At 29.9% G+C, this 21284-nt stretch carries 24 protein-coding genes; 18 read left to right on the top strand and 6 right to left on the bottom strand.

Annotation, left to right across the window (positions count from 1 at the left end):
- Nucleotides 1-52 precede the first annotated feature (52 nt).
- The 4 genes from ACVC3Y_RS11010 (at nucleotide 53) to ACVC3Y_RS10995 (ending at nucleotide 1870) form a co-directional block, all read left to right on the top strand.
- The gene (locus tag ACVC3Y_RS11010) at nucleotides 53-217 is read left to right on the top strand and encodes a DUF1328 domain-containing protein (RefSeq protein ID WP_303423507.1); all 165 of its coding nucleotides are present in this window, start codon (nucleotides 53-55) and stop codon (nucleotides 215-217) included.
- 57 nt (nucleotides 218-274) lie between these two features.
- Nucleotides 275-475 carry a hypothetical protein gene (locus tag ACVC3Y_RS11005; RefSeq protein ID WP_452226918.1) on the top strand — a complete coding sequence of 67 codons (201 nt, stop codon included), beginning with the start codon at nucleotides 275-277 and terminating at the stop codon, nucleotides 473-475.
- Between the two features lie 55 nt (nucleotides 476-530).
- Nucleotides 531-1085: a hypothetical protein gene (locus tag ACVC3Y_RS11000; RefSeq protein WP_452226917.1), complete on the top strand. Its 555-nt coding sequence runs from the start codon at nucleotides 531-533 to the stop codon at nucleotides 1083-1085.
- 107 nt (nucleotides 1086-1192) lie between these two features.
- Entirely contained in the window at nucleotides 1193-1870 is a 678-nt protein-coding gene (locus ACVC3Y_RS10995) for a DUF2461 domain-containing protein (RefSeq protein ID WP_452226916.1), read from the top strand.
- A 58-nt stretch (nucleotides 1871-1928) separates the two neighbouring features.
- On the opposite strand, the gene ACVC3Y_RS10990 is transcribed toward ACVC3Y_RS10995, so the two are convergent.
- Complete coding sequence (locus ACVC3Y_RS10990) at nucleotides 1929-2345, bottom strand: glyoxalase (protein ID WP_303423499.1); 417 nt, start codon at nucleotides 2343-2345, stop codon at nucleotides 1929-1931.
- 128 nt (nucleotides 2346-2473) lie between these two features.
- Here ACVC3Y_RS10990 and ACVC3Y_RS10985 point away from each other — a divergent pair, with 128 nt between their 5' ends.
- The 3 genes from ACVC3Y_RS10985 (at nucleotide 2474) to ACVC3Y_RS10975 (ending at nucleotide 5237) form a co-directional block, all read left to right on the top strand.
- Nucleotides 2474-3364: a DUF72 domain-containing protein gene (locus tag ACVC3Y_RS10985; protein WP_452226915.1), complete on the top strand. Its 891-nt coding sequence runs from the start codon at nucleotides 2474-2476 to the stop codon at nucleotides 3362-3364.
- 3 nt (nucleotides 3365-3367) lie between these two features.
- Nucleotides 3368-3757, top strand: a complete 390-nt coding sequence (locus ACVC3Y_RS10980; RefSeq protein WP_303423495.1) for an acyl-CoA thioesterase — start codon at nucleotides 3368-3370, stop codon at nucleotides 3755-3757.
- 118 nt (nucleotides 3758-3875) lie between these two features.
- Nucleotides 3876-5237 carry a T9SS type A sorting domain-containing protein gene (locus tag ACVC3Y_RS10975; RefSeq protein ID WP_452226914.1) on the top strand — a complete coding sequence of 454 codons (1362 nt, stop codon included), beginning with the start codon at nucleotides 3876-3878 and terminating at the stop codon, nucleotides 5235-5237.
- Nucleotide 5238: 1 nt separating this feature from the next.
- On the opposite strand, the gene ACVC3Y_RS10970 is transcribed toward ACVC3Y_RS10975, so the two are convergent.
- The 3 genes from ACVC3Y_RS10970 to ACVC3Y_RS10960 are packed head-to-tail and all read right to left on the bottom strand — an operon-like array spanning nucleotide 5239 to nucleotide 8961.
- Nucleotides 5239-6411 (bottom strand): TlpA disulfide reductase family protein, encoded by a 1173-nt coding sequence (locus ACVC3Y_RS10970; protein WP_303423491.1) that lies wholly within the window; start codon nucleotides 6409-6411, stop codon nucleotides 5239-5241.
- A gap of 28 nt (nucleotides 6412-6439) precedes the next feature.
- The gene (locus ACVC3Y_RS10965; protein ID WP_303423488.1) at nucleotides 6440-6727 is read right to left on the bottom strand and encodes a DUF3817 domain-containing protein; all 288 of its coding nucleotides are present in this window, start codon (nucleotides 6725-6727) and stop codon (nucleotides 6440-6442) included.
- Nucleotides 6728-6768: 41 nt separating this feature from the next.
- Nucleotides 6769-8961: a T9SS type A sorting domain-containing protein gene (locus ACVC3Y_RS10960; RefSeq protein WP_452226913.1), complete on the bottom strand. Its 2193-nt coding sequence runs from the start codon at nucleotides 8959-8961 to the stop codon at nucleotides 6769-6771.
- Between the two features lie 128 nt (nucleotides 8962-9089).
- Here ACVC3Y_RS10960 and ACVC3Y_RS10955 point away from each other — a divergent pair, with 128 nt between their 5' ends.
- Nucleotides 9090-11954, top strand: a complete 2865-nt coding sequence (locus ACVC3Y_RS10955) for a M16 family metallopeptidase (protein ID WP_452226912.1) — start codon at nucleotides 9090-9092, stop codon at nucleotides 11952-11954.
- Nucleotides 11955-12021: 67 nt separating this feature from the next.
- Here the strand turns inward: ACVC3Y_RS10955 and ACVC3Y_RS10950 are convergent, their stop codons facing one another.
- Together ACVC3Y_RS10950 and ACVC3Y_RS10945 are read right to left on the bottom strand one after the other, a co-directional pair.
- Nucleotides 12022-12876 carry an OmpA/MotB family protein gene (locus tag ACVC3Y_RS10950; RefSeq protein ID WP_303423482.1) on the bottom strand — a complete coding sequence of 285 codons (855 nt, stop codon included), beginning with the start codon at nucleotides 12874-12876 and terminating at the stop codon, nucleotides 12022-12024.
- Nucleotides 12877-13010: 134 nt separating this feature from the next.
- The gene (locus ACVC3Y_RS10945) at nucleotides 13011-13319 is read right to left on the bottom strand and encodes a hypothetical protein (protein ID WP_452226911.1); all 309 of its coding nucleotides are present in this window, start codon (nucleotides 13317-13319) and stop codon (nucleotides 13011-13013) included.
- Nucleotides 13320-13472: 153 nt separating this feature from the next.
- On the opposite strand from ACVC3Y_RS10945, the gene ACVC3Y_RS10940 reads away from it, so the two are divergent.
- The 10 genes from ACVC3Y_RS10940 to ACVC3Y_RS10895 all read left to right on the top strand — a co-directional run bounded on the left by ACVC3Y_RS10940 (nucleotide 13473) and on the right by ACVC3Y_RS10895 (nucleotide 21284).
- Nucleotides 13473-14699: a class I SAM-dependent rRNA methyltransferase gene (locus ACVC3Y_RS10940; RefSeq protein WP_452226910.1), complete on the top strand. Its 1227-nt coding sequence runs from the start codon at nucleotides 13473-13475 to the stop codon at nucleotides 14697-14699.
- Between the two features lie 22 nt (nucleotides 14700-14721).
- Entirely contained in the window at nucleotides 14722-15840 is a 1119-nt protein-coding gene (locus ACVC3Y_RS10935) for a DEAD/DEAH box helicase (protein WP_303423476.1), read from the top strand.
- Nucleotides 15841-15877: 37 nt separating this feature from the next.
- On the top strand, nucleotides 15878-16456 hold the full coding sequence (locus tag ACVC3Y_RS10930; RefSeq protein ID WP_303423473.1) for an RNA polymerase sigma factor: 579 nt from the start codon (nucleotides 15878-15880) through the stop codon (nucleotides 16454-16456).
- A 36-nt stretch (nucleotides 16457-16492) separates the two neighbouring features.
- Entirely contained in the window at nucleotides 16493-16804 is a 312-nt protein-coding gene (locus ACVC3Y_RS10925; protein ID WP_303423471.1) for a hypothetical protein, read from the top strand.
- A gap of 5 nt (nucleotides 16805-16809) precedes the next feature.
- Nucleotides 16810-17340 (top strand): Spy/CpxP family protein refolding chaperone, encoded by a 531-nt coding sequence (locus tag ACVC3Y_RS10920; RefSeq protein ID WP_452226909.1) that lies wholly within the window; start codon nucleotides 16810-16812, stop codon nucleotides 17338-17340.
- Nucleotides 17341-17457: 117 nt separating this feature from the next.
- The gene (locus tag ACVC3Y_RS10915; protein ID WP_452226908.1) at nucleotides 17458-17745 is read left to right on the top strand and encodes an EF-hand domain-containing protein; all 288 of its coding nucleotides are present in this window, start codon (nucleotides 17458-17460) and stop codon (nucleotides 17743-17745) included.
- A 100-nt stretch (nucleotides 17746-17845) separates the two neighbouring features.
- The gene (locus tag ACVC3Y_RS10910; protein ID WP_452226907.1) at nucleotides 17846-18598 is read left to right on the top strand and encodes a DUF6090 family protein; all 753 of its coding nucleotides are present in this window, start codon (nucleotides 17846-17848) and stop codon (nucleotides 18596-18598) included.
- 71 nt (nucleotides 18599-18669) lie between these two features.
- Complete coding sequence (locus tag ACVC3Y_RS10905; protein WP_303423463.1) at nucleotides 18670-19668, top strand: YHYH protein; 999 nt, start codon at nucleotides 18670-18672, stop codon at nucleotides 19666-19668.
- Between the two features lie 30 nt (nucleotides 19669-19698).
- Nucleotides 19699-20310 (top strand): hypothetical protein, encoded by a 612-nt coding sequence (locus ACVC3Y_RS10900; RefSeq protein WP_452226906.1) that lies wholly within the window; start codon nucleotides 19699-19701, stop codon nucleotides 20308-20310.
- Nucleotides 20307-21284: a YHYH protein gene (locus ACVC3Y_RS10895; protein ID WP_452226905.1), complete on the top strand. Its 978-nt coding sequence runs from the start codon at nucleotides 20307-20309 to the stop codon at nucleotides 21282-21284. The genes ACVC3Y_RS10900 and ACVC3Y_RS10895 overlap by 4 nt, the downstream gene beginning before the upstream one ends.

Raw genomic sequence — 21284 nt, 5'->3', positions numbered from 1 at the left:
AAGAGTATACAAAGTATATTCTATTTTATAAAAATTTTAAAACCAAAAAGATATGTTACGTTGGACAATCACATTCATTATAATTGCATTTATAGCTGGAGTATTAGGCTTTAGCGGAATTGCAGGAGCTTCGGCAGGAATAGCAAAAATACTATTCTTTGTATTTATAGTATTATTTATTCTATCTCTTATTAAAGATGTAATAAGAAAAGCCTAAGCTAAACCATTAATAACCATTAATAACCATTAATAACCATTTAAAAACAATAAAATCATGAAAAAATTAATAATAGCACTAGTACTTATGTTTTCAATTTCAACGGTATTTACAAGTTGTAGAGAAGAAAAGAAAACACCAGGTGAAAAAATTGAAGAAGCTGTAGATGATACAGGGGATGCCATTGAAGACGCTGCAGACGATGTAGAAGATAAAATGGAAGATGTGAAAGATGAAATAGATGATAAAGTGAAATAATATTTTATCACTAAAAACTAACAAAAGTTTAATCCTAAAAAACAGAAAAATAAAAATGAAAAATTTAATATATATATTTAGTTTACTAGTATTTACAACTACTGCTTATGCACAAAGCAATAATCCAGTAGATGTTATTGAAGAAACTAAAGTAAAAACAGTGAAAGTAAAAGAAGACGGAAAACTAATAGAAAAGAAAGTTAAAGTCAATACTGTACAAAAACAGGAAGTGAAAATAGACCCAAAAGATAGATATGATCTTAATGGAAACCGAATGGATACTCCTATAAAAGTTACAAAAACAGTTTCAGTCGACAATGATAAAGATGCCAATTACGAAACCAAAACAAAAGTAACTTACTATAAGTTTGATAATGCAGATTATGCATTTATTCCAGATGAAAAAGGATTTATCGTTGCAGTAAAAAATGGGGATAAAGATAAAGCCTTTGGTAAAGCAAGATACTCTGCTAATAATATGAGTTATATTGTTACCACAGATGAATATACTGGTGTTGGTTATTTTGACAAAAATAAAACCTTTGTAATTGAATATTATGATGGGGAAAGTGACGGACTTGTAACTAAAGAGTTTAAAATTTCTAAATAATTATTTAGATACTAAGTCGTTTTTAATAAACGACCTAGATTAATAGCAAAAAAGCCTCGAGAAATTCGAGGCTTTTTGTATTTTTAAACAGATTTAATAACTGAAAAATGAACGAAACAATACCAAGAGAAACTTTTGACTTTTTTAAGCGATTAGAAAAAAATAATAATCGTGATTGGTTTAATGAAAATAAAAAGGAATTTAAAGAAATAGAAGCAGAGGTAAAGCAGGTTTATAACCAATTATTCCAAATGCTTAATATACATGATGAAATAGATAAAATGAAAATGTTTCGTATTTATCGTGATGTTCGTTTTTCTAAAAATAAATTACCATATAAAACCCATTTTGGAGGCTCGTTTAGTCGTATAAAACCAAGCTTAAGAGGTGGGTATTACCTGCATATTCAACCTAATAACGAAAGTTTTATTGCCACTGGTTTTTGGGACCCTAACAAAGAAGATTTATTGCGTATTAGAAAAGAATTTGAACAAGATGATGATGAAATTCGTGAAATAATAGATAATAAAATGTTTAAAGATATTTGGGGAACATTTGTTGGAGACGAAGTAAAAACAGCTCCTAGAGGCTTTGATAAAGAACACAAAGCCATCGATTTAATAAAGAAAAAGCAATTTATCTTCACTAAAAAATATACAGATAAAGAAGTTACTTCAGCTAATTTTTTAACAGAAGTAGATACAGCGTTTAAAGCAATTAGACCTTATTTTAATTATATGAGTGATGTACTTACAACCGATCTAAATGGTGTTTCATTAATTTAATTACCTAAATTAAAATATTTTTTTTCGAAATGGCGCCAATAGGAATACTTTTAAGCAATTAAACGGCAGTTAGCAACTCTGGTTTTTCTAATAATTGAATGTTTCCAACTAATTGGTCTTTCACTATTCCCATCATACGTTTGTTTAAAGCAGAAGAGTTTTTAATATAAATAAGATACTCTTCGGTAGTAAATAAACCGATTACCATTCCTTTTAAAGAGTTTCTAAGTTTCATATCTTTTTGAAGTGCATTTTCAATATATACGATACGTTTTTCAACAGATAAATCGTAAAAAACATTTTTATGTTTCTTAGCATAATTTTTAAAAACTTCCACAAATAATGGTACTTGTAGTTTAGCAATAGGTCTAAGTACAAGGTTTTGAAAACGCTCATCACTTGTCATATCATCATTAATAATAATAGATGCAATTTCTGGTCTTGCTTGCTTTAAATTTAAGTCTCTAGTATTCATGATTAAAAGTTTTTATTAAAATTAAATATAATTTAAAAGGCAAAATGGTATTAGCATTTTACTTGTTAACGGGTTTATTAACAAGCTATATTTTGGTATCTTTACCTAAAGTTTTTTAATATATAAACATGAAGTTTGGAAGCGTTACAAATCCAGAATTAGTAGATTTTACTTTACCTAAAGATCATAAAGACTCCTTTCGGTTTTTTAAGGATTTAAAACAACAAGAAACAAAACCTGAAATTTATGTTGGTTGCGCAAAATGGAATCGAGCAGACTTAAAAGGTTTTTATCCTAGAGGAACTAAAGATGAATTGGTATATTATTCTAGTCAGTTTAATGCCATTGAGCTTAATGCCACATTTTATCGGATTTTTTCGGCAGAACAATTTGCAACTTGGTATAATAAAACACCTGATGGATTTAAATTTTTTCCAAAACTAAACCAAGAGATTAGCCATTGGAAACGTTTACAAGAAGTAGGAGAGGTTGTAAATAACTACTTAAATAATGCGGTAAATCTTCAAGAAAAATTAGGAACCATTTTTTTGCAAATGCATAGTAATTTTTCCCCAAAGGATTTTAATAGAGTTGTAGAGTTTGTAGAATCATGGCCAAAAGAAATCCCGTTAGCTATAGAATTTAGACATACAAATTGGTACAATGATACAGCTGTAGCTGAAGATTTATATCCACTATTAGAAGAAAATAATATTTCTAATGTTATTGTGGATACTGCAGGAAGAAGAGATTTAATGCATATGCGATTAACTAATAGTACTGCTTTTATTCGTTATGTTGGCGCAAATCATGTAAGTGATTATTCCAGATTAGACGATTGGATTGAAAGGTTAAAAATATGGAACGACCAAGGAATAAAAGAAATTGATTTTTTTATTCATCAAAATATAGAAAAAGAATCGCCTTTGCTTTCCGCATATTTTATTGAAAAATTAAACAAAAAATTAAACAGCAATCTTAAAATACCTAATCAAGATTTGCAACAAAAATTATTATAATATATGAGATTTCATACCAGAAAATGGATTAAACCAGAAGATTTAAACCCAAACGGAACTTTGTTTGGTGGAAGACTTTTAGAATGGATAGATGAAGAAGCTGCACTTTATGCGGTTGTACAACTAGAAAATCAGCACGTAGTTACAAAGTTTATTACAGAAATAGATTTTAAAAGCTCTGCAAGACAAGGCGATATTATTGAGATTGGGATTGAACCTGTTACCTTTGGGAAATCCTCATTAACGTTGCGTTGTGAAGTTAGAAATATGATGACTAGAGAAACTATTATTACCATAGAAAAAATAATAATGGTAAACTTGGATAAAGACGGTAATACATTACCTCATAACAAAACAAAGGTCGAATTTGTAGGAGATAGGCTAAGTGATTAGTAATTAAACGAGTAAAAAACCATAATAACGATAATAAGTGGAAATTACAATATAAGTTAGCATATTGCAATATATTAATTGTTTAGTGTTACACTATCAATACGTTAAGAAAAAAAACATGCTATTAATCGCTTTTCGTAATGTAGTGTTTAGCTATTTTTTTAATTTTAAGCTCCTTATATTTTTTGCGCTTGTTTTATTAAATAGTAGAAACCTACATTCTCAAACTACTTTAATTCCTGACTCAAATTTTGAGCAGGCACTTATATCCTTAAATATAGATACCAATGGTTTAAATGGTAATATTTTAAATAGTGATGCACTTCCTGTAACTACATTATCTATTGGTAATATTGGTATTATGGATCTTTCAGGAATTGACGCTTTTAAAAGTTTGGTTAATTTATATGCTTATAATAATCAATTAACTTCTATAAACTTAAGTTATAATCCACATTTAGAAGTTCTAGATTTAGACAACAATAACTTATCTACTTTAAATATTGTTACTAATACATCCCTTAAAAGACTTTATATTAGTAATAATACTCTAAATGCTTTAGATGTTACAAGTAATATTGAATTAGAGTATTTATCTTGTAATCTTAATAATATTGCTGTTTTAGATACCTCAGGTAATCCGGATTTAAAAGATTTAAGGTGTTATTCGAATAATTTAAGTAGCATTAATTTTGCAAATAATTTAAATTTAGAACAATTATTTATTTCTGAGAACAATTTAAATTCTTTAAATATTTCTGCAAATTCAGACTTAAAAACAATAACCTGCGATAATAATAACTTGAATAATATCGATGTATCTAATAACCATTCCTTACGTTATTTAAGTTGTTCTAATAATAATTTAAGTAATTTAGATATTAGTGGGAATGATGATTTAAAACATTTACTTTGTAATAATAATAATCTAACAAGTTTAGGTTTAAGTACTGCTCATGATTTGTTTTTATTATATGCGCAAAATAATCAAATTCAAAGCCTTGATATTTCTAATAATCCAGATATAAAATATGTAAGAGCAGAAAATAATATGTTAAGCATTATTGATGTAAGAAATAATAATAACCATCGTATTAATGAGTTTGTGGTAACCCAAAACCTAGGTTTAAGTTGTGTTTTTGTTGATAATACTTCTGCTAGTTATTTACATTCTTGGGAAGTAGATGATTCTTGTAATTTTGTTGCAGATGAAAGTGAATGCCAAACATTATCTGTAGATGCTGTCTTAGAAGCAGATTTTAAAATGTATCCAAACCCTGCAACTACGCAAGTAACAATTAATTTAAAAGCACCAGTTGCAAAGCTTACACTGTTTACTATAAATGGTCAGTTTCTTTTCGAAAAATCAATAAAATTAGGCAACAATACACTGGATATTTCTAATTTAAGTTCTGGTTTATATGTAGCAACTATTAAAACGGAAGATACTATAATAAATAAAAAATTAGTAGTACAATAGGTTACTCGTTAAGTAATTCTATAATTCTGTTTTCTAATTTACTGCCAGAAATTTTGCCACTTGCAATTCTACCTTGTTTATCTACAAGCATTTTAAATGGTATAGATTCTACACCATACCTAAAAGCTATCGTCTTATTTTTATCAAGTATATGCGTATTCCATGTTAAATTATCTACTTGTATTGCGCTTAGCCATTCTGGTTCACCTTTGTCTTCGCTAACACTTAAAATAACTAATCCTTTGTTTTTGTATTTATTGTGCAACTGTACAAGATTTGGATTTGTAGCTCTACATGGAGCACACCAACTTGCCCAAAAATCGACAAGAACTACTTTTCCTTTTAAAGCAGCCAAAGATATCGTTTGCCCATTAGAATTAGGACCACTTAAGGAATAAGCCTTTGGTCTATATTCTGTAGTTTTTACATTTTGCTGTATTTCTTTTTCTTCAAGAGTAATAATATTATTATGTATTAGCTTCATCGAAGGTAAGTTTTTAATGCCATCCGATAATGTATCATGAAGTTTTCGTAAGCTTTCTGTAGAAAAACTATGAAAATTCTCTTTTAGTACAAAAGGAGTGAAGTGGGAGTTATTGTTTTTTTCAATAAATTCTTTAACAAAATCAATTTTTTCAATTTGTAAGTTTTCTAAATCCGTATTCAATATAGAAGTTCGTTTACTTGCTGTTTGTGGAGATTTATATTTTAAAAATAGTTCCCGCTCTTTATAATCGAAAGCATCTATTTTAGATTTATAATCAAAATAAACCTGTTGTGTTTCCGAATTGGAAGAAGTAGAAGAAAGAAATAAATTGGTATTTAAAAACATGCTTATTTCGGATGCATCTACTAAAAATTTATACATGACATCACTTTCATCTACTTTAATAGCATAAAATTCAGGTTGATTAGAAATACCTTTAAATGAAAATGCCTTTTCTTTAATAGAGATTGTATCCATTAAAGTAAGTGTATCCATTTCTATTTTATATATGTAAGCTGTATTTAAATTAGAATCAAAAGTGGTTCCTCGAACAATAAATTCGTTTGCCAATAAAGCTTCTGGGGCTTCATGGTTTTCATTTACTTTTAAAGATTTTTCCTTTGTACAATTTGATAAGATCAATAAAACAAAAGAAAGAACTAGAAAATGAGGGAATTTTTTTAGCATATTAAAGTATGTTTATTATGCTATATTACTAAATATTTTTCAGATATTTCTTTTCTACATAAAAAGTAGCAAAAGGAAGAATAGAAGCAATGAGTACGATAAACATGGTTTTCTTATTCCATTTAAGTTCCATTCCAAATAAAATAGCCAAAACAATATAAGCAACAAAAAGTAAGCCATGAGGCATTCCTAGTAGCTTTACAAAGTAATCGTTACCATTTGGCATACGTTTATAAATAGCAGCAGCCATTAATAAAAGATAAGAAACACCTTCTAATAAAGCGATTAAACGGAAAATATTTTTAAGTGAAAACATAGTAGTCAATTGTTTAAAACAAAATGATAGAAGCTCTTTTGTTAATTTTTAATTATTTTTTTAATTATAAAATCTTCCGAATTTTTATTCCATATTTTAATAAAATATAGTCCAGAGTTTAGCGATGATATATCCACATTATTTGTTGAATTACGTAACTTTTTTTCAAATAGATACTTACCGTCAATGCTGTATATTTCCATTTGTAGAGGGCTTGTAATAGAAGTGTTAATATGAATTACATTATGTGCTGGATTAGGAAAAACATCTATTAAAGTAGTTGTGTCAGATATGTTGTCTGTATGTAAGGATCCATCAAAATATTGAGTGGCTAAATCAAAAGATTGTACACCAATACTTTCACCAATAATTCGACCTCTAATATCATCAATAGGTGGATGGATGCCTCCCCAAATACGAGATAAACTTGTTTGATCTGAAGCATCACGATATGTTGCCCATTGTAATGTCATGTTTTGAGTAGGGCCAGGTTCAAAAACTAAAAAATTATTTTGCTCAATGTCAAAAGTTCCCATTCCTCCAGGGAAAAAAGCATCTCCAGTTAATAAGGTTAAAACTTCAGCAGCAGCTCTAGAAAAGGTAGAGTGACCAGAAACATAACCGGCAAAAGGAGGTGTTACAAAAGTTGCTCTTTGGTAAGGCCACCAATGTGTGCCTAATATCCAATCTACACCAGCAATATCTGTATTTGGATCATTAATATAATCAGGACCTTTCCAAGAATATATTTTAATTTTATTAACATTCTCATCATTAGCACCTGCAAGTGGATCTCCTGTTTCAATAAGTTCTATAAAATTAGGGATTAATGGTAAACCATGTGGGTCATAACTAGGTAAAGATGCATTTGTACTTTGCCCTTTTCCTGCCATATATCTTATTGCAGATATTGGTCTTATATAATCATAATAACCTTTTATTCCCCAGGTATTAATAGCACTATCATGCATTGCACCTCCTAAGGTTACATAGCTTTTAACATCCCATTCTAAGTTATCTAATATCGGGCCTTCTCCATGCAATCTTTTTTCAAGAAGTGGATGGTCACTTACATAATTTAAGATAGTAAACCAATGTCCAGGAGGAGTTTCAGAATCTGGTCCATCAGCCCAGAATTCAGCTAGCACACGACCATAATCTGCACGTTTAACTATCTGCGGCTCATATGGGCTACCCGTATACGGGTTTACAGTGTGTCCCGAACTAGAATCTCCACCATTTTCAAAATTATAGAATACTTTATATTCTTCAAATGTTTCAGGGAAATTTTGAGAATCAAAATTTCCAATTGCTCCCGGTGAAATATCTATTAGTGTAGTGTCATTAGGATCTAAGTGAGATGACCACGATGCAACAAGCGCGAAATGCCATTTGTATGCATCATCTATTCCATCCTCATTAGAGTTTTGAATATATACAGGAGGACCCGGATCTTTATACACATAGCAATCATAGCCTAGGTCATTATATATATCTAGATCTGAAGCTTTTAAGCTAAACGGACTAACTTCTCCCCATTCTGGGCTTAAGAACCCCGGAGTATTTAAAGGGTAAGGATTTCCACTCTGATCTATATAAACATCAAATGCTAAAGGTTGCCATACATTAGGGTTAATATCTGTATTATCTTCATATAAATCTAAAATTAAAGGCTCGTTAGTAGGCGAATAATTAATATTCGCATATTGATTTCCCTCATTAGATCCATCTTGTAAACCAAAAGTGATCATTTGATCTGCCATATAATTTCCTAAAGCAGCATAAGATCCAGTGCTATAATCTATAGAGGTATAATTAATGTCATAACCATAACTAAGAAAGAGGTTTTCTATTGAAGGATAAATTTCTGTTCCATAATTAGGGGAGTTTTGAAATCGATGCTTTATTAAATTAAAAATAGCATAGCTAATGATTTCTTGTCTAGCTAAGTTTACATTTGCAGGAGTAGTAATACCGCTAAAACTAAAGTCAAATCCATCATAAGTTTTTCCTAAAAAAATAGTTTCGGCTTGTTCATCAAATATAGCCCAAGCATCATACATTAGTGACGAGGTATGAAATAGATTTCTTGCGTGTACTGTTGGTCTTGCATAATCAGACCGTATTGCATTTAATACTTCTTCATTCCACTCTCTAGCCACAGAATGTTGAGCAAAATTAATTGTAGGAATTAGAAATAGGAAACAATAAAATATTACGATTTCTTTATTCATTTATAATAAATTTCACCAAAAATAAGAAAATAATATTAGGATAGGTGTATAAGTTTAATGCATCATTGAAAAACAATTATACTAGATTTAGTATATTTATTGCAACGTATTAATCACAAACTAATCTTATGAAAATAATTAAGCTAATATTGATGCTTATTGCATTTGTATTTATTTCCTGTAAAAAAGAACCAGAACCTATTTCTCAAGAAACCACAGAGTTTAAAATCGACTACGAAAAATTTGTTTTAGATAATGGATTAGAAGTTATTCTACATCAAGACCATAGTGATCCTATAGTAGCTGTTGCTACGATGATGCATGTTGGGTCTAATAGAGAAAAACCAGGGAAAACAGGTTTTGCTCACTTTTTTGAACACATGAGTTTTAACGATTCTGAAAATGTTCCTGTAGGAGCAAATAGAAAAATGATTCCAGAATGGGGTGGAAGTAGAAATGGAGGAACATGGAGTGATGGAACCGTATATTATGAAGTAGTACCTAAAGATGCTTTCGAGAAAATTTTATGGATAGATTCCGATCGTTTTGGTTATATGATTAATACGGTAACAAAAGAAGCTTTAGAACGCGAAAAACAAGTCGTTAAAAACGAAAAACGACAACGTGTAGATAATGCAGCTTATGGATATACAGACGAAATTATTAGAAAAAATCTCTATCCAGAAGGACACCCTTATAGTTGGACAGTTATTGGAGCGCTTCCAGATTTACAAGCAGCAACTATAGATGACGTTAAAGAATTTTACGAGCAGTATTATGGAGCGAGTAATGCATCTTTAGTAATTGCTGGAGATATTGATATAGAAGAAACTAAAACACTTGTAGAAAAATGGTTTGGTGAAATTCCTAGTGGACCAGAAGTACCAGAATTAAAAGCAGACCCCGTTGTTTTAGAAGAGACTAAATCTCTATATTTTGAAGATAATTTTGCGAAATTACCGGAATTAAGAATAGTAATTCCTACTGTTGAAGAATACCATAAAGATGTATATGCATTGCAAATTTTAGGACAACTTTTAAGCGGAAGTAAAAATGCACCTCTATATAATGTTATCGTTGAAGAACAAAAACTAGCACCAAATGTTGGCACCTACCAATCTAGTAGTGAAATAGCAGGCGAATTTATTTTTAGAATTCGTGCAAACGCTGGAGTAGATTTGGATAGTGTAAAAAACGCTATTGATGAAGGTTTAACCAAATTTGAGACTAACGGGGTTAATGTAACAGATTTAAAACGTATAAAAGCAGAATTAGAAACCAATTTGTATCAAGGAGTAAGTACCGTTTTAAACAAAGCATTTCAATTAGTTCAAGACAACGAGTTTAAAGGAGACCCTGGTTTTATTGTAGAAAGTGCTAAATTAACAGAAGCTGTTACTGCAGAAAGCGTAATGCGAGTATTTAACAAATATATTAAAGATAAAAACTATGTAATGACCAGTGTCGTACCTAAAGGACAATTAGATTTAGCAGTTACAAATGCTAAACCTGCCAAGGTATGGATAGAAAAAGTTCGTTATAATGTAGCAAACGAAGAAGTAGGTCAAGGAGCAGAAGCAGTCTATGATAAAACACCATCAAAGCACGATAGAAGCGAACCAGAATTTGGAGAGTTACCCTTATTTAAAGCACCATTAGTTTGGACAGGTAACCTTGAAAATGGTTTAAGCTTATTTGGCATTGAAAACAAGGAAGTCCCTTTAGTACAGTTCGATATTACTATTCCTGGAGGACAATTGCTAGATCCAATAGGTAAAGAAGGAGTCGCAAGTTTATTAAGCGATTTAATGATGGAAGGAACAGCAACAAAAACTCCTGCACAATTAGAAGAAGCAATTGGTATGCTAGGAGCTTCTATAGGTATGTATAGCGCAAAAGAAGATTTTCATATTACCGGTTCTTGTTTAACCAAGAATTTTGAAGGCACTATGGCTTTAATAAAAGAAATTATTTTAGAACCACGTTGGGACGAAGCAGAATTCGAACGACTAAAATTAGCTTTAGAAACGAATCTAAAAGGAAGAGAAGCAAATCCTAATGCAATTGCTGCTAATGCTTTTAATAAATTGATTTATGGCGAAAATCATCGTTTTGGCACACCTGGTTCCGGAACATTAGAAAGCACAAAAGACATTACAATTAAAGATTTAAAAGCATATTATAATAATCTTTCTCCAAAAGAAGCCAATTTTCATATAGCAGGAGCAATTACGAAAGAACAAACAGAAAATGTAGTTAGTGTATTAAATAACTGGAATGGTTATAAAATTGCTGTTCCGCATTATAATTTACCAATTAATAACTTAAAAGGGAATGTCTATTTTATTGATGTTCCAGATGCTAAACAATCGGTTTTACAAATCGGTAAATTAGCTCTTTCAACAAAAGATAAAAATGCAAATAAACTTGAATTTGCAAACGAAATTTTAGGAGGAGGATCTAGTGGTCGATTATTTCAAACCTTACGTATAGAAAAAGGATATACTTATGGTGCATATTCGGGGTTTTCTGCAAGTAATGAAGTTGCACCTTTTACTGTTAGATCTAGTGTGAGAGCAAATGCAACTTTAAAGTCTTTAGAAATTATTAAAGCGATGCTAACAAATTATCAGGCTAGTTTTTCAGATAACGAAGTTGCATTAACTAAAAACAAAATTTTAAAAGGAAACACAAGAGCTTTCGAAAGTTTAGGGTCACAATTAAATGTGTTAAGAAATATTAGTAAATACCATAAGCCAGACACTTATATTGTTGATGAACAAAACGAATTAGTAAATATGACTTTAGAGGATTATAAAACTACTATTAAGAATTATTTAAACGAAGAAGAAATGATTTATGTAATTGTTGGCGATAGAAAAACACAACTACTAGAAATTGAAAAATTAGGAAAACCAATTATAGAACTTGATATTAATGGGAATGTAGTAGAATATGACAAGTATGGAAATGTTATAGAATCTATTTTATAAATAATAGATTATACAAAAAAAGCAACCTAAGTTTTAGGTTGCTTTTTTATTTATCAAATAAATGGTCTTAATTCTCAGCAGACATTAATGCAAAGAATTTATCAATATTTGGTAAGATAATGATTCTTGTTCTCCTGTTTCTTGCTCTATCTTCACGAGTATCATTACTCACTAATGGCTGATAACTACTACGTCCAGAGGCAATTAATTTTTCGGGAGCAACGTGGTATTGGTTTTGTAATTTTCTTACAACTGAAGTAGCTCGTAAAACACTTAAATCCCAATTGTCTTGTATTTTATCTGTATTAATACTTCTAGCGTCTGTATGACCTTCTACCATAACATCAATACTAGACTCCGAATTTATTACATCTGCAATTTTTTGTAAAAGAGCATCTGCTTTATTACCAACTTTATAGCTTCCAGAATTAAACAGCATTTTGTCGGAAATTGAAATCATTACTACAGTTTCATCTATATTAATTGCAATATCATCACTTTCATCAAAAGATGTTGTATTCATTTTTTTCTTTAAGTTGTACGATACCGCTAAATCCATAGAGTCTTTTAAGGTTTTAGCTTGGCTAACTAAGTAAGGATCTACTTTAGTAAGCGTTTCACGCATCTTTGTTTTGGTGTTATTAGAAATTATAGCAACTCCAGCTACATTTTCCATTTTAGAGTTGTTCTCTTCACTTAAAGAATTATTTAAAGAAGCTAAAGTGTTTATTTTAGTATTATATTGGTCTACACGTTCTTGTATCGCTGCAAACTTACTTTCAAGGTCTTCTTTTTCTACTTTAGTTTTAGTTAATTCACTTTTAATCTCTCCATTTTCATTTTCTAAAGCAAGATATTTTTTTTTAGAAACACAAGAAGCTAAAACAATAGCAACAAGTAATAGTATTGAATTTTTTTTCATAATAAATATATCGTTTTTGTTTTCTTTATCTACGCATAAAAAGCAGTAATAGATTATTTAACGACTATGTTTTTAATTAGATAAAAAAAAACAGCCTAATAAAAGGCTGCTTTATAGAAGTTTAAAAAGATAATTTATTTTGTTAAAGTTTCTAAATTTACAATGGTTAGCATTATAATTTCATCTTCCATTTCGTCTATAATAGTTTCTGTAGAATAGGTGATTTTAAATTTCATACCATTATATTTTTCATCTGTAAGATCAAACGTTTTTGTAACCTCTTCAGAAACAGTATCAAAAACATGTACAGTATCTTCATCATCACTAAAATAATAAGCTTCATTTTCAATACCATCAAATGTAGCATGAACTGTAGACGTGTCTTGAATATTAGAAAATGATAAAGACACAATAGTAACTAGGGTAATTAATAGAGTTTTCATATTTTAAGTTTTTAAAATTATATTTTATATACGTTACAGCAGATTTTTTAGACTTGTACAAATCAATAATTAACATATCTAACAATTTTAAATCTATTACAAATTACTACCTATCACTAGCTGCATATTTCATACTTTTACAAAAATATTTTTATGCATTTTAAAAGAACTTTTTCTACTTTAAAAACAAGTCAACGTATTGCAGTAAAATTAAATGCAAAAGGAGAGAGGTTTGTAATACAAAAACATCCTTGGGTTTTTTCGGATAGTATAATAAAAACGAATAAAGAACCACAAACTGGGGATTTAGCGATTATTTTTGGGAAGAATAAAAACAAAATAATTGGCTTTGGTTTATTCGATTTAGCTTCACCTATTCGAATCAAAATGATTCATCATGGGGAAGCCATTGCTATAGATGCTACTTTTTTTAATCAGAAAATAAAGAAAGCTTTTCTTAAAAGAAGCTCTTTATTAAAAACGAATACCAATAGTTATAGATTACTTTTTGGCGAAAATGATGGCTTTCCTGGTTTTATTGCCGATGTGTATGATACGGTTTTAGTGGTAAAAGTATATTCTGAAATTTGGCTAAATTATTTACAAAATACTCTAGAATCTTTAATAAAAGTAAGCAATTGTAATACGGTTGTTTTACGTTTAAGCAGAAGCTTAGAACAAAGTAAAGCGCATGATTTAAAAGATGGAGAAGTCGTTTATGGTGTTTTAACAAATGAAGTAGTACAATTTGTAGAGCATGGCGTACAATTTTCGGCAAATGTAATTCATGGACATAAAACAGGATATTTTTTAGACCATAGATTAAACCGAAAACAAGTAGGTGAGTGGAGTCGTGGTAAAACCGTTTTAGATGTTTTTAGTTATGCTGGTGGTTTTTCGGTACATGCACTAGCGAATCAAGCTAAAGAAGTTACTAGCTTAGATATTAGTAAACAAGCATTGGAAATGGCGGTTGCTAATGGGGAATTAAATACGTATTCTGGCAAACATAAAACGATTGCAGGTGATGCTTTTGTAGCAATGAAAAAGTTAATAACAGATAACATTACTTTTGATGTTGTAGTTATAGATCCTCCAAGTTTTGCTAAACAACAAAGCGAAATAGATTTAGCAAAGAAAAAATATGCGCAATTAGCAAGTTTAGGTATAGAATTAACAGCAAAAAACGGTTTATTAGTTTTAGCTTCTTGTTCTAGCAGAATACTAGCACAAACTTTTTTCGATATAAATGCACAGGTTTTAAGAGCATCTAATCGAAATTATAAAGTGATTTTAAAAACAGAGCACGATACAGATCATCCAGTAGGTTTTCCAGAAGGCGCTTATTTAAAGTGTGGTTATTATAAATTACAAGGATAAATTAAGAGAAAAATATATAAATATGGCATCATTTTCAGCGTTAGGTATTCATAAAAATTATGTAAAATCTTTAAAAGAATTAGGCATAAAAGAACCTACAGAAATTCAGCAACAAGCAATTCCTATTTTAATTAATTCTAAAACAGATTTAATTGGTTTAGCACAAACAGGAACAGGGAAAACTGCAGCTTACGGATTGCCTGTTCTCCATAATATTAACCCCAAAAAAGAAGAGATACAGGCACTAATTTTGTCGCCAACCAGAGAACTAGTGCAACAAATAAAAAAACAACTTTTTAAATTTACAAAGTATAACGATACAAAAATATTTTGTGAAGGTGTTTATGGTGGTGAAAAAATTGATATTCAAATTAAAAACCTAAAGCGTACCACGCATATTATTGTCGCAACTCCTGGGCGTTTGGTGGATTTAATTAATAGAGATATTATTGATTTAAAAAACATAGAAACTTTGGTTTTAGACGAGGCTGACGAGATGCTTAGCATGGGGTTTAAAGACGATTTAACAACCATTTTAAAAACAACTAAAGGATCAAAAAACACTTGGTTATTCTCTGCAACCATGCCAGAAACCTTAAAAGATATTGTAAAACGTTATATAAAACCAGACGCTGTACGACTGGAAATAAATAGAAACAGCCTTGTTAATGCCAATATTGCACACTTTTTTGTTGAAACTACCTTGCAAAATAAAATAAATGTATTAGTATCTGTTTTAGAAGAAAGAACGGAAGAACGTGGTATTATTTTTTGTAAAACTAAAGCTGGTACACAAGCCTTAACACATCAATTACAACAAGAAGGATTTAATGTTGGTGCTCTTGAAGGAGATATGCAACAAAGAGATCGTGAAAAAGTAATGCGTGCTTTTAAAAATACTAGTTTGCAAATATTAATTTCTACAGATGTATCTGCTAGAGGTATTGATGTTAATAATTTAGGTTTTGTTATACATTACCAATTACCTGAACATTTAGAATATTACACACACAGATCTGGAAGAACTGCAAGAGCAGGTAAAAAAGGCGAATCTATAGCTTTAATACTAGCTAATGAGTTTTCTAGAGTACAAGAAATAGAAAAAAAACTAGGGATTAAAATAAAACAAAAAACAGTTTAAGTTATTTTTTATACTTTACACTTTTTAATATAAGTATTTGGAAGAACAAGATTTTATTAATGACTTAAGAGCAGGAAAGCAATTTGCTTATGGAAAGCTTATGGATCTTTTTCAGCAAAAAGTATTTGCTACTTGTATCTCCTTTGTGCCTAATAAAGAAGATGCCGAAGACATAGCACAAGATGTTTTTGTAGAAGTTTTTAATTCCATTCATAAATTTAAAGGGAATTCTAAGTTATCTACTTGGATTTATAGAATAACAACCAATAAATGCTTAGAGTTTATTCGAAAAAAGAATACTAAAAAACGTTTTGCTTTTTTGCAATCTCTAACCGGAAACGATATAGAAATAGATAAAACCAACTATTTTACAGAAATAAACCATCCAGGAATTGTACTAGAGCAAAAAGAAACTAGTAATACTTTGTTTTACGCTATCAATAAATTGCCAGAAGCACAAAGAATAGTATTTACATTAAATAAAATTGACGATAAAAGCTATAAAGAAATTAGTGAGATTACAGAAAAGAGTATTAGCTCTATCGAGTCTTTATTATTTAGAGCTAAAAAGAATTTACAAGTATCATTAGAACATTTTTATAAAAATGAAAAATAAGCGCAAGTTTTTTAATTTTTTTGCATCTTAATATATATGAACGCTAATAATAACATACAAGAAAAGATTGATAGTACGCTAAAAGCAGCTACGTCTATTGAACAAGTTACTGTTTCCCCTTTTTTTAAGGATAAAACCATGCAACGATTGTTTTCTCAAAAGGAAGAAGAAAATATTGCTTGGTCTTGGTTTTCACCAAAACTGCAATTTGCGACTTTGGTTTGTGTCGTTGCAATAAATGTAATCGCTTTTACCAAGTTAAAAGTAACAACCTATGATGAAAATGTAAATCAGTTTGCAGAATCGTATGGTTTATCTGTTAATGAAGACAATTCGCTATTAAATTAATTAACATGAAAAAAAATACCATTTTATATATTTTACTTGCTTTTTTAATACTAGTAAATGGATTTTTCCTATTTAATTTTTTGAATAATTCTAGTACAAACCAAAATAAAGGAGCTAAAGACCCTATTCGTTTTATAAAAAAAGAACTGAATTTTAGTGATTCTCAATCTAAAGATTTTGAAATCTTAAATAATAAACATCATGCTAAAATGATGCAAATTAACGACGATTTAAGAGGACTAAAAGATGCTTTATTTAATAATATGTCTAATGCTTCCGTAGTAAATGAAATAACTGTAGACTCTATAACATCGTTAATTGGAAACAAGCAAAAAGCCATTGAGACAGAAATATTCTACCACTTTAAAAGTCTTCAAGATTTATGTGATGATAAACAAAAAGAAAAATTAAAAAAAATATTAAAAGATGCGCTTCGTAGAGGAGAGGGAGAAAATAGACCTCCACCTCGAAATGGGCAAAGAGGTCCAGAAGGAAAAGATGGCCATAGACCTCCGCCTCCTAAAGATTTTAAATAAAAATAGAAAAGCACTTCGTAATGAGGTGTTTTTTTTTGGCTTTTATTTAACAATAAACACCACAAGTAAATCCATATACTAGCATCTAAAACTACATAACAATAAAATATTTTAATTATGAAAAGTAACACATTTAAAACAATAGTATTCGTATTTACATTAACAGTATGTATGTCGAACTCTAGTTTTGCACAATCGCAAGACAGACAGCAAAGAACTCCTCCTACATTTAGTGAAATGTTAGAAGAAATGGACGCCAATGAAGACGGTAAGCTTTCTGAAGATGAAGTAAAAGGACCTTTAAAAGATGAATTTTCTACAATTGATACAGATGAAGATGGTTTTATTTCAGAGAAAGAATTAGAAGAAGCTCCTAAACCAAAAGGAAGAGGGAAAAGAAAATAAAGTATAGTTTTTTTGAATTAGTTAGTTAAAAAAAAGGCTTCATACGTAAATATGAAGCTTTTTTTATACTTATAACCATAACTAAAAAAGAGTTTTAAATATGAAGATTTTTAGAAAAATTAGACGTATCGTCTTGATTTCTGGCAAAACAAAAAGCTATATAGCTTATGCGTTAGGAGAAATTATTCTAATCGTTATTGGTATTTTAATTGCATGGAAAATTAATAACTTAAATGAAATACGAAAAAATAAAATTGTAGAGTTTAAGATTTATCAATCCCTTAATGAAGAGTTAAATTCTAATTTAATTCTTTTAGATTCTTCTATTGCAAGATATACAAAGGATTTAGAAAGTATAAATACAACTATTAAAAGTATCGGATTAGAAGAAAAAGATTTAACAAATGAAATAAAAGAAGGAATTGTTGCGCTAAATTATAAAACAACACAATTACATAATGGCGCAATAAACTCTGTAAATAGCACCAATAAGTTCGAATTTATTGAAAGTATTTTATTAAAAGATCTTATCGCTTCTTATCCTAACGAATTAGATAGTTTTGAAAGTCAAGAAAATAAAATTGAAAACATTATTGTTAACCGTTTACAGCCAGCAATAGAATCACATGTGTCTTTAATCGATATCATTTCGAAACGTGGTTTAGATTTTAAAAAAGCGAAATCTTTTTCTCAAGAATCTAATTATTTATCCCTTTTAAACAGCAGGTCATATCAAAACGCATTGATAGATAGACTTTTGCAAACAGAAATACAGTTGTTAAATAGTAAAGTTTTAAAGATTAAAACAGAAACTATTGCCTTTAAATTGAATAAAGAATTAAGCAGTTTATAAAAATACAAATTGTAAGCGCAAGTATTTTTATAATAATTCATCTAAATATAAAACACTTAAAAACTAAAATTATGGAAAAGCTATTTTTTAAAAGTTTATTATTAATTATACTAATATCTAGCACGCTATCTTGTAGTAGTGACGATGGTAATACGTTATCCGATTTAGAAGAGGATACAAACACAGATGATGTTGTAGTTTTAGTTGATGCATCTTATTTTTCAACTGCTGATGGATCTGTAACTATAACAACAGTTCCTTGTACCTTATCCGATGGTACTTCTACAAATTGCTACCAAATAGTAACAAGTAGTGCTCCTTCAGATCATGAAATGGGGCCTTGGTGTCCAGATAATATTTCAGACGATGCTTCAGCTGGAGGAATCTGGTTAGAAGATGGTGAAGTGTATGATGTAGATGGTGCTTTTGTAGAAAATATGGCAACATTTTATAACGATACAACTTGGCAAATGTATGATGCTAATGGTGATATTTATATTACTGAAACTGAAGAAGATTGTATCAATGCAGCAAATCCTAATGTTGGTGATGAATACGAAAACTTTTGTGTAGAGTGTTTACCTTCTTATATAGCAGATTTAACACAAACATGGCTTATACCTATAACTCCTGTATTACAAGATAATGCTGTGTTTTTTGCTACAGGCCCTGGAGGACAAGCTAATACAGTTCCTTCAACTCGAGGAATTGCACTAAATGGTATTGAGTTTTCTGCACCAGCACCTGTAGACAACATCCTTGGTGCATATACTTTAGCTCCATTTGATGATGCTGGAGGTCATATTAATGTTAATCAAGGGTACCATTATCATGCTGCAACTGGTTTTAGTACTAAAATAGAACAAACAGATGGACATGCAGCTTTAATTGGTTATGCATTAGATGGTCATGGTATTTATGAGCATTTAGATTCAGATGGTAACGAATATAATGACTTAGACACCTTACTTGGGCATACCGATGATACTCGTGGTTATCATTATCACGTAGATTATGCAGGTAATAACAATTTTATTAATGGCTTACAAGGTGCTTATGCAATGGATTAAATAGCTAAAACCATTTTAAAAACTATAATTATGCTTTATAAAAAAATAGTATTTATTTTCCTATTTCTTAATATTTCCGTTTTTGCACATCAGCCAGAAACATCTACAACCTTGTTGGTTGAAAAAGAAAATAATACATGGATACTTCAAATTAGTGCATCATTAACCGCTTTTCAATACGAAGTTAAAACTCATTATGCATCGTATGAAACACCTGAAGAGTTTCAGCAAATGGTTTTAGATCTTGTTAAAAATAATTTAGAAATTAAATTTGATAATAATCAAAACATAACATTAAGTCCAGGAATTGTCAAATTAGGACATGAAACAAAAGTGGTTTTTGAAGTATTTGGTGTGCCTTCAGAGTTTAAAAATGTAGCCATTAAAAATAGTACTTTCCAAGATGTTTATAATAATAAAAGCGCTTTAGTACTTTTAAAAAACGGTTTTAATAAAGAACATTTTATACTTAATAATAAAAACAAGCATACTTTAAAATTAGTAGTAAATGAAAATAAATTTGTTGTTGAAACAATAAAAGAGGCTAGCCTTTTTTCATATAAATTGTTACTTGTTTTACTCGTTATGTTAGGCGCTAGCTTGTTGTTAAAAGTTTTAGTTTTCAAAAAAATACAATTATGAATTCAAAGAAAATAATGCGAATCACAAGCATTTTCTTATCCATTTTTACTTATATTGGATGTAGTAGTGACGATAATGGTATTAATAGTTATGAGGTAGACTTGTCTGAAGATATCTTACAGGAAGCGTATTTTAATGCTACATCTCTTGTTTCTTTTGAAAAAATAGACTGCTCTTTAGAAGACGGGTCTACTGGAGATTGCTATCAGTTAGTTTTTACTAGTAACCCTGTTGATAATGGTCCTTATTGTCCTACAACTATTAATGATATTGGAGGCTTAGGAGTTTATGATGGAGCTACAAACCCAGGTTTTCAAGTAATGAAAGCTAGTCTTTTTAATGCCATGGAAACTGATGGTTATGACATTGTTGATGACGCTGGTAATATTAATATAGATGATTTTAATTCTGGGCCAGTGAATCAAGATTATTCCTATTGCCTTGAAGCAGCTCCAGATAATAATTTATTATTAATATTTTTAATTCCTGCATCACCAATATTAGCTTCGAGTAATAACACTATAGATACCGTAGAGTTAATTGGTGTTTCTGTGGATGGTGTACCAATTAATGGAGATCCGCCTTCTGTAGCTAATCCTGGAAATGAAATTGCAGGAAATATACCTTCATTAGACCCGTGTGGAGGACATCATGATCCTGTGGGATATTATCACTGGCATTTTGTTGCTGAAACAATGAATCAAGTTCTTGAAGCTAATGAAATAGATGATGTTAGCTGTACTTTAGTAAATCAAGTTTCAGGAACTAAGCTCATAGGTTTTGCAAAAGATGGTTTTCCTATATATGCGTATCAAGTGGAACCTTCTAATCTAGATGAATGTGGAGGGATTACAGGAAGTACAACAGAGTTTCCAGATGGTGTCTACCATTATGTTGCAAGTAATACTGAAGCTCCTAATGTACCAAAATGCTTAAAAGGTGTTGCAGCAACAAATAACTTTAGATTGGAATAA

The organism is Lacinutrix cladophorae (assembly GCF_053604645.1).
This window is presented reverse-complemented; position numbering and strand designations above follow the sequence as displayed.